The following is a 12,166-nucleotide window of genomic DNA, read 5'->3' as shown; positions in this document are numbered from 1 at the left end:
AGCGCGACTTTCATCGCATCCGCGTCAGGATGCAGATGAATCGCGCTCATGTGCGGGTACTGCTTAATGTTGCTGTAGACGGCCTGATCGCCCGACTAGGTCGGACTCCTTGGAGCTGGGTGCTTGCTAGGCCTCCCCTAATAACCCTAAACTCGCGGCGGGGGCTTGTTTACGCAGGCTGCGGGAGAGGCTGTGGCCGATAATGCCGATGAGCAGCGCGCCGCCGATGGGGAGCGCAAGCCATAACTCGGGGTGCGGCCGGGGTGGCAAGTCCAGCAGGTAGAGATACAGCACGGCGGTGGCCAGTTCGGCCAGGGCCGCGCCGAGCAGCCCGCTGGCAAAACCGAGTAGTGCGAACTCGGCGCCCTGCACCCGTGAGATCATCGTCTCCCCTGCCCCGAAGACGCGCAGCAGGCCGCTTTCATGGGCGCGCACCGGTCGGCTGGCAGTTAGCGCGGCGTAGAGCACACTCACCCCGGCGAGCAGCACGAGGATCAGCACCAGTTCCACCGCGCGGGTGACCTGGGTGAGCACATCGCGCACCTGCCCCAGAATGGCCTCGACATTAAGCAGCGAGACGCCGGGGAAGTCCCTTACCAGTTGATTGATCAGGCTTTGCTCTTCTTCCGGCAAGTAAAACGCCGTGATATAGCTGTGGCCGAAGGATTCCAGCACATCCGGCGGGAAGATCACGAAGAAGTTGGGCCGGAAGGTATCCCAGTTGAGGCTGCGCAGGCTGGTGATCTCGGTGGTGATTTCATCGCTGCCCACGGCGAAGGTGAGCCGGTCGCCAAGCGTCAGCCCGAGGCGTTCGGCCAGGCCGTCTTCCACGGAAATGGGCACCGGCGCGGCTTGGGCGGTGGCGTCTACCTCACTCATCCAGCCTTGCTGCTCGTCAGCGCCCTCTTCACTTGCAAACCATTCCCCGGCGACGATCTCGTTGCCTTCCGGCACTTCGGCCTGCCAGGTGAGGTTGAGCTCCCGGCGCAGGGAGTTGTCGCCGCGGGCGTCAGGTCGCACGGCTTCACGCGGGTCCTGGTCGTTGATCGAGATTACCCGGCCGCGGACCATGGGGTAGAGTTCGCTTTGCGCTTCGGCCCGCGGGCTGATCGCGTCCTCGAAGTCGTCGCGCTCTGTGGGCTGAATGTTGATCGCGAAGTAGTTGGGCGTGTCGTCGGGCAGTTGGTTCTGCCAGGTATTGAGCAGGTCGCCACGTACCAGGACGATCATCGCCATGGCAAAAAAGGTCACCGAGAACGCCATCAGCTGGCCAAGCCCGGCCTGCCGACGCCGCGCTAACTGACGGCCACCCAGGCGCAGCGCCTGGGTCCAGGGGCCTTTGCCAGAAAGCGCCTGCACGCCGCACAATACGCCATTCAGCAGCAGCATGCTGATGCCCCACAGCACGCCGAGCAGGGCCGCGCCGCCGACCAGCAGGGCCATGGCCAGTGGCAGACTGCCGGAATACAGCCATAGCAGGCCGCCAAACACCAGGCTGGCCACGCTGACTACCAGCCATGCGGCGGGTGGCAGCGGGTCCAGCTCGCGGCGCAGCACCTTGAGGGCGCTGACGCGCTTGATGCGCAGTAGCGTGGGTCCGGCAAAGCCGATCAGTACCGCAAAAGCCGTTAGCACTCCCAGACCGAGGGGCATGATACCGGGGGGCGGTAGCGTCATGGGCAGGAAGCTGGCCAGCAGCCATAGCAACAGCGCCTGTCCGGCCAGTCCCAACACGGCACCCAGCAGCGAGGCGACCAGGGCCAGGCCCAGCAGTTGAATCGAGAAGATGACGACCAACTGGTGCTGACTGGCCCCGAAACAGCGCAGCAGTGCGGCGGTGTCCAGATGACGTTCCACATAACGGCGGGTGGACATGGCCACTGCCACGCCTGCCAACAGCACGGCGGCAAGCCCGGCCAGGCCCAGGTAGCTCTCGGCACGTTCCAGGGCATTGCCTAACTGTGGCTGGTCGACGCGCACGTCGCTGACTTCAACGCCCTCCCGGCGCAGTTCGTCGAGCAGCCCTTGCACGGCATCCAGCGCCTGGGGTGGCCCGGCGGCGAGGATTTCAAACTCGACCCGGGAGCCTTCCTGGACCAGCCCGGTAGCCTCCAGGTCGGCGGTGTTGAGCATCAGCCGAGGGTTGAAGCTGCCAAAGCCGCCGGACTGGTCGGCCTCGCGCTCGATAATCCCGCTGATGGTCAGCTCTGTCTGCCCGACCTGAACGCTGTCGCCAATCTCGATGTCGATCAACTGGGCGAGGCGTGGATCGGCCCAGGCTTCACCGGCTGCCGGGCCAGAGGCCACTTGCTCGGTGCCATTGCCCAGATCCACCCGCGAGCTGCCGTAATGCGGGTAGATATCGTCCACGGCTTTGAGGCTGGCGGGCTGGAAGCGGTCGTCGCGGCTGATCATCGAGACCAGGTCGACCTGGTCGCTCAGGGTAAAGCCGGCATCTTCCAGTTGAGCGCGCAGCTCTTCGCTGAACGGGTCGCGCTGTTCCAGTACCACATCGCCGCCCAGCATCTGGCTGGCCTGGCGCTCCAGGCCGCGGTCCAGGCGGTCGAGGAAAAACGCGATCATGGTGGAGGCGGCCACGGCGAGCATGAGTGCCACGAACAGCGCGCGCACATCGGCGGCACGCAGGTCGCGCTTCAGGCTACGCAGGGCCAGCCGAGCGTTGAGGTTGCTCATGTCTTGGCCTCATGGTTTCTGGAGGCATCGCTTTTAGAGGCATGGCTTTCGAGCGTGTCGCTGGCAAGAGTGTGGGGATCGAAGGCGTCAAGGTGGCCGTCGATCAGCCGCAGGCAGCGGTCGCAACGGCGAGCCAGGGCGTGGTCGTGGGTGACCAGGATCAGGGTGGTGCCCGCCTGATGATTGAGTTCGAAGAGCAGGTCGATGATTTGCGCGCCGGTGTCCGGGTCCAGGTTGCCGGTGGGTTCGTCGGCGAAGACCAGTTCCGGGTCGCTGACAAACGCCCGGGCGATGGCCACGCGCTGCTGCTCGCCGCCGGAAAGCTGTTTGGGCAAGTGGCCCTGGCGCTCACCCAGACCGACGCGGGTCAGCCACTGGGCGGCGGTGTCGGTTTCTCCGGCACGGGGCGAGAGTTCCAGCGGCAGCAGCACGTTTTCCAGCGCGCTTAGCGTGGGCAGCAGTTGAAAATTCTGGAACACAAAGCCGACGCGGCCTGCGCGCAGCGAGGCACGGCCGTCTTCATCCAGGCGGCTGAGCGGATGGCCGAACAAGTGGAGTTCGCCGTCTGTCGGGGTATCCAGCCCAGCCAGCAGGCCCAACAAGGTGGATTTGCCCGCCCCGCTCTTGCCCAGAATGGCCACGCTTTCTCCGGCTGCCACGCTCAACGAAAGGTCGTGTAAGATGGTCAGCGTGCGTTCGCCACTGGTGACACTTTTGGTCAAGCGTTCGGCATGAAGCACGCGTTGGCTATCCGCCTTGGCGGTCGGCTCAGGGGAATCAGCAGAGGAGTAAGACATGAAGCGTGGCATCCTTGTAGCTTGGCAAAAAGCAGCATGGCGAGAACATTACCGCATACTAACCCTGTGGCTGGGGGTTCTGATAGCCACCCTGGTCGCCGGGCCAGTCAACGCTGAGTCGGTCGACTCGGACGCAGGCTCCGCCCCCACCCTGTTGGTCATGGGCGATAGCCTGAGCGCGGCGTATAACATTGAGCGCGATGAAAGCTGGGTGGCCTTGCTTGAAGACCGGCTGCCGGAAGCGGCAACCGTGGTCAACGCAAGCATCAGCGGTGAAACCACTTCAGGTGGTGTCCAGCGTTTCGATGACCTATTAGGACAGCACGAGCCGGATATTGTTCTGCTGGAGCTGGGCGGCAACGATGGGTTGCGCGGCCTTCCGCCGCAGCAGATGCAGGCCAACCTGGCGACGATGATCGAGGCCAGCCAGGCCGCAGATGCCGAGGTCCTGCTGCTGGGCATCGAGATTCCGCCCAACTACGGCGCTGCCTACCGGGAGGCATTTACCACCGTTTATCATAACCTCGCCGACGCCTACGGCGTTACGCTGGTGCCGTTTTTGCTGGAGGGCATAGCCACCGACGATGCCTTGATGCAGGACGACGGCATTCACCCCACCGCCGAGGCCCAGCCGATTATTCTGGAAACCGTGTGGGATGCATTGGACGAAATGATTGGGCGATAAAGTCACACCGTCTTTTGCCGATATGCGTTGAGAAGTTTTTACAAGGCACTATTTTTACAAGGCACCATGAGGATCCCCCCATTAGCTTGAACATCTTCAAAACAGGTTTCTATCTCGCGCCGCCATGGATGGTCAGGTAACGTGATGGTATCGCGGCGGCAAGTGCTCTCGGGGCTGGGCGCTGGGTTGCTGTGCCTGATGATTGGCGCGCCGTCCACGGCTTCGGCGTTCAACCCGGCGCGGATCCGCCAGAAGATGCAGCAGGCGCATGGGGCTTCGGGCGTGACGCTGATCGATGAGTGGCTGGCCATGATCCAGCGGCTGCGCGGCGCAAGGCTTGGCGACCAGATGCGTGAAGTGAATGACTTCTTCAACCGCAAGGTGCGCTGGCGGGATGACATTTCCATCTGGGGCCAGGAAGATTACTGGGCGACGCCGCTGGAAATGCTGGGCAAGCGCGAAGGTGACTGCGAGGATTACTCGATTGCCAAGTACATCACGCTCAAGGAACTGGGAGTGCCGGGCAACAAGCTGCGCATGATTTATGTTCGGGCACGGATTGGCCGTTCCCAGCAAAGCCAGGCGCATATGGTGCTTGGGTACTATCAAACACCGGCGTCCGAGCCGTTGGTACTGGATAACATCATCCCTTCCATTCGACCGGCCTCGGAACGCGACGACCTGACCCCCGTCTTCAGTTTCAACAGCAGCGGCTTGTGGGCCGGGGGGTCGCAGGAGTCACGGGCTGACCCACTCGCGCGGCTTTCACGCTGGCAAAGCGTGGTTAACCGCATGCGCGATCAAGGATTTATATAAGAGGATAGGATATGTCTCTCATCAAGCAGCTTTGGCTGACGGTCATCCTGATACTGCTGTTGGCGTTCGTGGGCAGTCTGGCGGTGAGCGTGACCTCCACGCAGGATTACGTTGAGCAGGAAGTACAAATCAAGAATGCCGACAATGCCAACGCGCTGGCACTTTCCATGACCCAGATGGAAAAAGATGACGTCAGCATCGAGCTGCTGCTATCCGCGCAGTTTGATACCGGGCATTACCGTTTGATTGAACTGCGCTCGCCGCAAGGTGACATCATGCAGCGCCGCGAAGCCGAGCCGCTGGACGACGGTGTGCCCAGCTGGTTTGTTGACCTGGTGCGCCTGGATGTTTCCCCTGGCCAGGCAGTGGTGCAGGACGGCTGGAGCCAGTACGGCACCCTGACCCTGGCGAGCCAGCACGACTACGCCTACCGTTCGCTGTGGCAAAGCACACTGAAAATGACTGCCTGGTTTGCCTTGGTGGGTGCTATCAGCCTGTTGCTGGCCTGGTGGATTGTTCGCACCATCCGTCGGCCGCTGCTGGAAGTGGTCAGCCAGGCACGCAGCATCAGTGCGCGCCGCTTTACCACTTCTTCAGAGCCGCGCACGCTGGAGCTGCGCGAGGTGGTACAGGCGATGAACACGCTCTCTGGGGCGGTGCATACCATGCTGAGCGAAGAAACCGGCAAGCTCGACCAGTTGCGCCGCCGCTTGCAGGAGGATGCCACCACGGGTGCCTCTAACCGCACAACGCTGCTGGAGCATTTGCAGCGCAACCTTGAAAGTGACTCCCAGCGTGCCAGCGGCGTGTTGATTATGGTGCGCGTGGACGACCTGCCCGAGGTCAACGAGCGCCTGGGCCGCCAGGCCACCGATGCGGCATTGCGGGCGCTGGTGAGCCATCTGGCGCAGTTGGCCAATGAACTGGGCGGCGGTGAAGTGGGCCGCTTGAACGGCAGTGACTTCCTGGTGGTGGTCCATGGCTCCCAGGATATCGAGCACGTCAGTGAAAGCCTCAAGCATCAGCTGACGCTGCTACGCGATGCCGTGGGCGCGCCGCTCAGGCTACCCGCCGCGCTGAGTGAGTACACTCACGGCGATACGCCTTCTCAGCGGCTTGCAGCGCTTGACGGTGCCCTCGCCGATGCCGAGGGCCGTGGTGACATGGCGCTGGTGGTGGCTTCTGGCGAGGCACGCTTGCCGCTGTATACGACCCATGAAGCATGGCGGTCAGCGCTGATCCAGTCGATGGACGCCGGCGTTGCGCTGGCTCGCTTCCCGGTGGTCAATGCCCGTCAGGAAGTGGTGCATTACGAGGCGCCCTCGCGCCTTGAGTTAGCAGGCGAATGGCGTAGCGCGGGCTTGTTCATGCCCTGGGTGGCCCGCCTGCAGCTGGAAGACAAGCTGGACCTGGCCGTTGCCGAGCGCGCGCTGGCCATTATCGAGACCGACCAGCTACCGCTGGGTATCAACCTCTCCGGCCGCGCGGTCAGCGACATGGCGTTTATCAAGGCGCTGCGCCAACGGCTTGAGCACGCCCCCGAGGCGGCCCGCAAGCTGTGGATCGAGCTACCCGAAAGTACCGCGCTGCATGACCTGGCAAGCTTCCGGTTATTGTGCCGCGAGCTGCAGCACACCGGCGTGCGGATAGGCCTTGAGCACGTGGGCAGCGAGTTCACTCGCCTTGCCGACCTTCACGATCTGGGGCTTGCGTTCCTCAAGTTTGACGCCAGCCTGGTCACCGGCGTGGACCAAGCATTTGACCAGCAGACCATCCTGCGCGGCATGGCCACCCTGGCCCACTCGCTGGGTATTCTGGCCATCGCCGAAGGCGTTAAACGCCCCGAAGAAGCCGAGACACTGTTTGACCTGGGGCTTGATGCAGTTACCGGGCCTGGTGTGAAAGCGCCGTAAGCTCGAAGATGACAGCTTGAATTGAAATCAGCGGCATGGAAGCCGCTGATTAATGTCGTGAGCGACGGTTAGATCACGTCGCTGTCATCGTCGCTGATCAGCCCTACGTCGTTGACGCGTTTGCGCAGCGACTGCCTGTCCAGAAGTTTTTCCTGGGCTTTTTCCGGCAGGTCCGTGAAGCGGATGATCCCCCGATCCATCAACAGGGTGATCACGTCTTCCAGTACCCGCACAAACTCCATATCCGACTGCCTGAGCAGCGCGGCTTCATGGGTTTCGGCGTTGATAAAACGCTGCAGCTCCGCCGACTCCGGCGAGACGTATTCCTTGCAGTGCTCGGTTACGGTACGGCTTACCTGGCTGATCTCGCCCTGGCTGTCGCGGTTGACGTACATTTATCGACTCCTTGTTTTTCGCTGCCCGCCAGCATAAACAATCCACGCAGGCAATGCAGTCACAATAAAAAGCCCCGCCGGGCAGCACACTCGGCGGGGCAGTATCAGCGGCTTAGCGCATCTTGGTTATTGGTCAATTTTCAGTTGGCCATCTTCGATCAGTTTAGCGATCAAATCCTCTGAAGCCCCGCTATTAACGCCGAAGTCACTAAAGGATTTCCCTTCGAGAGTAATCTTCTGATCGGCGGCACTCGTACTGCCATTCAGATTACCTTCAGAGCTGATACTAAGCACTACATTGTCGCCATCTTCCTCGGCAAAAATGTACTCGTTGATGTTGTCGCTATCCTCACCCTGCAGAAGATCGGAGAGGTCGAGCTTGTCAGCGTTGTCATCCGTACCAAACTTACCCTCAGTGAAGTCCATTACCTGGTCATTGGCTGGCTGATCATCGCCTGTAATTTCATCACCGAAGTTCCAGGCGAAAGTGTCAGCGCCTGCACCGCCGTAGAGAATATCGTCACCGGCACCGCCGATTAGGATGTCATCACCATCGCCACTCTCAATATGATCATCTCCGGCAGCACCATCCAACAGATCATCACCAGTAGTACCTAGCATCAAGTCATCAGCAGAGGTACCTGTTGTGGTGGGCGTCTGGGCAACGAATTCTGAATCTGCAAGGTTAATTACCAAGTTAGCAGTGTCAGAGTCACCGTCTGGCTGCGTTAAGGTGTAGCTGAAGATTTCTTGCTGCCCGATATTATCAAGGTCAGCATCTGGCTCATAAGCATAATCACCATCAGTATTGATAAAGAAGGTGCCATAAGTTGAGTCATACTCTTTATAGCCATCCGCGGCAGCGTATGAGCTGTTTGTCGAGTCAGCCAGCGATGACAAGCTAACACCATTGACAGCTGAGACATTAGCACCATCCGTACCTGTGTCGTCAGTAGCCGCCCAGGGGTCTGAACTACTGACCAAAGCATTGGCATCAGTTATCACATTACCCTGTGCTGCAGCTGCCACCGCAATGGTGGCAGCTGGTGATGTCACCCTAAGTGTAATGTTCTCCAAGTCGACATGAAGGTCGTCCCAACGTGAACCTTGGCCCGAATCATTTAACGTCAGTTGCAATTGATAAGAACCTTCGTCAAGGCCACTGACCGTTACATTGTTATGATCTGAGTCATCATTGTAGGTTTGCGATGAATCAACGACACCATCCTTAAAGATGGTCCAAGTGTATGAATCATGATTTTTGAATTCACCACTATCAACTTCAATATCAAACTCAATTTCACCGGTGTGACCAGCATTGATGTTAAAAAACCGTGTCTCAGTAGTTGTGCCACCCTCGCCAGAGTCATTCACTTGTGCATGAATATCGAAAAAATAATAGGGTGTTGTTTCTCCAGGCACAGTCTCCTCAGTTATGACAGCATTATTAACATTGTCATAAGCGGTAGGTTGGCTGTCTCTAGTTTGCACCATGAGATAAGCAGAAGATGTATCACCATCTCCATCTTCGATTGTATAGCCAATCAACGCGCTAACATCATTGTCAGTATCTGCTAGGCCGGTGAACTCATAGCTACCATCACTATTGATAACAACCGTACCAGCATTGGTATCAAAGGTGGCTGATGTTATGGTTTCGGTGAAAGTCACCGTATCCCCATCGTAAGTCACATCCACCAGTGCCGGAGCGGCATACCCATCCGCACCGGCAGTGTCATTATCAAGCACATTGCCCGTAACAGGGGTTGGCGTGGCCGTTACAGTAGAGCTCAGCGTTGATGCTAAATCATCGACATCATTTAGAATAATGACATTGTCATCAGCAGTAGAGTCATAGTATTCGTTGTAGGTAAACCAGCTCTCACCCTCAGTCCATGCGATAGGTTCAAGCTTGCTAACATCACTATAGCTCAGACCCCCATAGCCTACCGCATAAGAATCATCAAAGCCGTTAGCTTCCAAGAACTGAATCCAATTAGCTTCTTCATTAAAGTCAATTCCAACACTCGGCGTACCATTGTGCTGGTTTGGTTCACCATCGGAGATAAACATGGAGACTAGTTTGTCGCCGCCTGCAGGCGGAGGCGTAAAGTTCTCGGTCACAGTCTCTAGTGCAGAGTCGTAATCTGTTTGGCCACCTGAAGATAGGCTATTAATCGCAGTCATAGCTGCACCCAGATCGGTATACCAACCACCATCAACACCTGAGTCATGGAACTGACCGTCTGATGCGAATGAAGTAACAAAGACCGAGTGCACGGAGCCACTATTAAACAAGTTTTGTAATGACGACTTCATGGAAGTCAAATCACTATCACTTACGCTGCCTGATGTATCAATCATCAACACAAGATCTGAACCCTGCGTTGAACTTGTGCCTTCAACAGACTCAACAGTGTCGTCAACTGCTGTCGGCACATCGTCGGTCACATCAACCGTGATAGTGCCGGTGGTGGTGTTGCCGTTGGCATCAGTCGCTACATATTCGAAGCTTTCAACGCCATTGACTGTGTTTTCACCGTCATCCCCGGTCGTATCGGTCACCGGGGTTTCCAGCGTATAGGTGAAGTTGCCGTCACTATCCAGTGTCAGCGTGCCGTTATTCCCCGTGCCGTCGCCGGTCAGTGCGTAACTGACATCCGTGCCCGCCACGCTCACGCTGCCCGTCGCGGTTTCTTCAGCACTTGTCGGGTCGCTGCCCACGTCATCCAGGGCCGCTTCGTTGACCTCAGCCGTGGTGTCATCACCCACCAGGGTGACATCCGCCACGTCAATGCTCAGCGTGGTGGTCGACGTATCACCATCAGCGTCTTCAATGGTGTAGGTGAACACGTCCGTGGCGTCTGCGGTGATGGCATTCGCGGTCGCGGTGTAGGTGTAAGCACCGTTCGCTCCCAGCGTCAGCGTGCCGTAGCTGCCTTGCAGTGTTGCGCCAACATTGCCCGTTACCGGGGTGCTGGTGTCACTACCGACTGCCACACCCACGACACCGCCGCCCGTGGCGGCACCATCGGCACCGAACTCAGCAGCCGTGCCATCTGTCAGCACGTTGCCTTCAACGTCGGCGCCTTCCGTGACGTCCACTGTGTCGGCGTAGGCCGTCGGCACATCGTCGGTCACATCAACCGTGATAGTGCCGGTGGTGGTGTTGCCGTTGGCATCGGTCGCTACATATTCGAAGCTTTCAACGCCATTGACTGTGTTTTCACCGTCATCCCCGGTCGTATCGGTCACCGGGGTTTCCAGCGTATAGGTGAAGTTGCCGTCACTATCCAGTGTCAGCGTGCCGTTATTGCCCGTGCCGTCGCCGGTCAGTGCGTAACTGACATCCGTGCCCGCCACGCTCACGCTGCCCGTCGCGGTTTCTTCAGCACTTGTCGGGTCGCTGCCCACGTCATCCAGGGCCGCTTCGTTGACCTCAGCCGTGGTGTCATCACCCACCAGGGTGACATCCGCCACGTCAATGCTCAGCGTGGTGGTCGACGTATCACCATCAGCGTCTTCAATGGTGTAGGTGAACACGTCCGTGGCGTCTGCGGTGATGGCATTCGCGGTCGCGGTGTAGGTGTAAGCTCCGTTCGCTCCCAGCGTCAGCGTGCCGTAGCTGCCTTGCAGTGTTGCGCCAACATTGCCGGTTACCGGAGTGCTGGTGTCACTACCGACTGCCACGCCCACGACACCGCCGCCCGTGGCGGCACCATCGGCACCGAAGTCGTCAGCCGTGCCATCTGTCAGCACGTTGCCACCGACAACATTACCTTCATCTACAGAGGCAGTGTCATCATTCGCCGTCGGTCCGTCATCCAGGAAGTAGACGACGCCGCCAACGTCAATCGACGCCGTTGTACTGTCGCCATCACTATCGAACACTTCCTGGTTCAGGAACACGGTATCGGCAGACAGGTTAACGGGATCACTCGCACCCACGGCGCCTGAAAGCGGATGGGAAACGGCACGAACCTGGTCAAGCGTAACGACTCCGTTCTCGTTTACCGACATAGTGAAAACAGGCACCTCGTTGCTGCCGTCTTCAAAATAGCCGGTAATACTACCATCGGCTTCCATCTTGACCTTGACGGTTTCGCCCGACTCGGTATCGACAAGGCCGGTATCGGCACCCTCTTCAGCGATGCTCATGCTGTACTGAGCGCTTCCCGCGCCGTCAGAACCGTAGTCGGTGTCGAAGTAACCCGAGAAGTCGTATTGAGCATCACCGTCAAGATCTGCCTCATTGACAGTGAGGTTGGCAGGCGCCCAGTTCACATTGACATTGACGTCGTTGTAATCACGGTCGCTTCCCGAACCATAGATGTCTTCCCAGTTGAGATGCCCTTCCTCGGCATTGTTCTCTACATGAGAGGCGCCGTCAGGCTGTAGAGCTGGATCACTGAAGAGAACCGGGGCGTTAGCGTCTTTACCAGCCAACGGCTCATCTTCACCGACTATGGTAGCAACCCAGGCACCATCGACTTGCTCGAACGTCACTTCCGTATCATTGCCAAGTTCAGAATTCAGCCTAGAGCCATCTGGAATGACGAAGTAACCGATTTCATCCGGCGCATATCCTTCAATGACTTGGGTGTCGCCCACATCACTCTTAACATTTGACCAAATGACTCGACCGGTAGTCGGTTGACCGTCTTCACCCTTCACGTAATAGCCAAAGCTGTTGTTGTAACCGACACCTGCGGAACTACCCAGGTTTTCGATAGTAACTTCTTGGCCAGTGGGTTCTGTGGCCTCGATGCTTGGGCCGTCGTCACGGATGGTGAACACACCGTCGCTCAGGTCCAGCGTCGCGCTGTCACTGTCACCATCGGCATCGGTCAGCGTCTGGACCAGTTG

7 protein-coding genes are annotated in these 12,166 nt (G+C 58.7%); 3 read left to right on the top strand and 4 right to left on the bottom strand.

Annotated elements, in window-relative coordinates; all coding sequences use genetic code 11:
- Nucleotides 1-126 precede the first annotated feature (126 nt).
- Nucleotides 127-2,694: an ABC transporter permease gene (locus tag QC816_RS11910; protein WP_309782426.1), complete on the bottom strand. Its 2,568-nt coding sequence runs from the start codon at nucleotides 2,692-2,694 to the stop codon at nucleotides 127-129.
- Nucleotides 2,691-3,491, bottom strand: coding sequence for an ABC transporter ATP-binding protein (locus QC816_RS11905; RefSeq protein WP_309782424.1), 801 nt, complete (start codon nucleotides 3,489-3,491; stop codon nucleotides 2,691-2,693). The genes QC816_RS11910 and QC816_RS11905 overlap by 4 nt, the downstream gene beginning before the upstream one ends.
- Here QC816_RS11905 and QC816_RS11900 point away from each other — a divergent pair.
- The 3 genes from QC816_RS11900 (at nucleotide 3,490) to QC816_RS11890 (ending at nucleotide 6,905) form a co-directional block, all read left to right on the top strand.
- Complete coding sequence (locus tag QC816_RS11900) at nucleotides 3,490-4,176, top strand: arylesterase (protein WP_309782422.1); 687 nt, start codon at nucleotides 3,490-3,492, stop codon at nucleotides 4,174-4,176. The two genes, QC816_RS11905 and QC816_RS11900, sit on opposite strands and share 2 nt — an antisense overlap.
- A 144-nt stretch (nucleotides 4,177-4,320) precedes the next feature.
- A complete protein-coding gene (locus QC816_RS11895; RefSeq protein WP_085918470.1) occupies nucleotides 4,321-4,992 on the top strand; it encodes a transglutaminase-like cysteine peptidase in 672 nt (223 codons plus the stop codon).
- 11 nt (nucleotides 4,993-5,003) lie between these two features.
- A complete protein-coding gene (locus QC816_RS11890; protein ID WP_309782420.1) occupies nucleotides 5,004-6,905 on the top strand; it encodes an EAL domain-containing protein in 1,902 nt (633 codons plus the stop codon).
- A 68-nt stretch (nucleotides 6,906-6,973) separates the two neighbouring features.
- Here the strand turns inward: QC816_RS11890 and QC816_RS11885 are convergent, their stop codons facing one another.
- A complete protein-coding gene (locus tag QC816_RS11885; RefSeq protein ID WP_309782418.1) occupies nucleotides 6,974-7,300 on the bottom strand; it encodes a tryptophan synthase subunit beta like protein in 327 nt (108 codons plus the stop codon).
- A 126-nt stretch (nucleotides 7,301-7,426) separates the two neighbouring features.
- Nucleotides 7,427-12,097 carry a DUF5801 repeats-in-toxin domain-containing protein gene (locus QC816_RS11880; protein WP_309782416.1) on the bottom strand — a complete coding sequence of 1,557 codons (4,671 nt, stop codon included), beginning with the start codon at nucleotides 12,095-12,097 and terminating at the stop codon, nucleotides 7,427-7,429.
- Nucleotides 12,098-12,166: the final 69 nt, after the last annotated feature.

Source organism: Vreelandella janggokensis (assembly GCF_031451615.1).
Classification (GTDB): domain Bacteria; phylum Pseudomonadota; class Gammaproteobacteria; order Pseudomonadales; family Halomonadaceae; genus Vreelandella; species Vreelandella janggokensis.
The sequence above is the reverse complement of the archived record's forward strand: the minus strand, read 5'-3'. Positions and strand labels throughout refer to the sequence as shown.

Excerpts from the sequence above, each read along its gene's own strand:
- QC816_RS11910 (WP_309782426.1), bottom strand. The coding sequence starts at position 2,694 with ATGAGCAACCTCAACGCTCGGCTGGCCCTGCGTAGCCTGAAGCGCGAC.
- QC816_RS11890 (WP_309782420.1), top strand. The coding sequence starts at position 5,004 with ATGTCTCTCATCAAGCAGCTTTGGCTGACGGTCATCCTGATACTGCTG.
- QC816_RS11905 (WP_309782424.1), bottom strand. The coding sequence starts at position 3,491 with ATGTCTTACTCCTCTGCTGATTCCCCTGAGCCGACCGCCAAGGCGGAT.
- QC816_RS11885 (WP_309782418.1), bottom strand. The coding sequence starts at position 7,300 with ATGTACGTCAACCGCGACAGCCAGGGCGAGATCAGCCAGGTAAGCCGT.
- QC816_RS11895 (WP_085918470.1), top strand. The coding sequence starts at position 4,321 with ATGGTATCGCGGCGGCAAGTGCTCTCGGGGCTGGGCGCTGGGTTGCTG.
- QC816_RS11900 (WP_309782422.1), top strand. The coding sequence starts at position 3,490 with ATGAAGCGTGGCATCCTTGTAGCTTGGCAAAAAGCAGCATGGCGAGAA.